1 protein-coding gene and 1 pseudogene are annotated in these 314 nt (G+C 48.7%); both read right to left on the bottom strand.

The genetic code is table 11. The features are described from left to right. A partial coding sequence (locus tag ACNQ0T_RS23600; protein ID WP_417930428.1) for a hypothetical protein occupies positions 1-148 on the bottom strand: 148 nt, incomplete at its 3' end. Next, positions 120-242, bottom strand: a pseudogene (locus ACNQ0T_RS23595) (terminase small subunit); the annotation flags it as partial. The gene ACNQ0T_RS23600 and the pseudogene ACNQ0T_RS23595, both read right to left, overlap by 29 nt. Between the last annotated feature and the right edge of the window lie 72 nt (positions 243-314).

The raw sequence follows: 314 nt of genomic DNA, 5'->3' as shown, positions 1-314 counted from the left end.
GCCCGGGGGTGTACGAGGATTCTTTCGGTAAGTAATAATTTTCATTTGCCCACTCAACCACAGTTTGTGGGATGGGTATTTTTAGTACGGACAATCCGGTGGCTATCGCATGCTTAATATTAGCGATTTGTCGTTCTCTTGAAATCATCCATCCACCTGTCCACACCAGTTTCAGCGGCAGAGGCAATATTGGAGGCTTTCGCGATTTCCGTTTTCACAGCATCAAGATGCACAGGTGATATAATGTCTCTTATACACATCTCCGAGCCCACGAGACCAGGTATTTCATCTAGGGGGGGGGGTGGGGGAGGGGG

This window comes from Enterobacter cloacae complex sp.6700776 (assembly GCF_048284255.1).
GTDB lineage: Bacteria > Pseudomonadota > Gammaproteobacteria > Enterobacterales > Enterobacteriaceae > Enterobacter > Enterobacter intestinihominis.
Note: the sequence above shows the minus strand (reverse complement) of the source record. Positions and strands in the feature narration are given on the sequence as shown.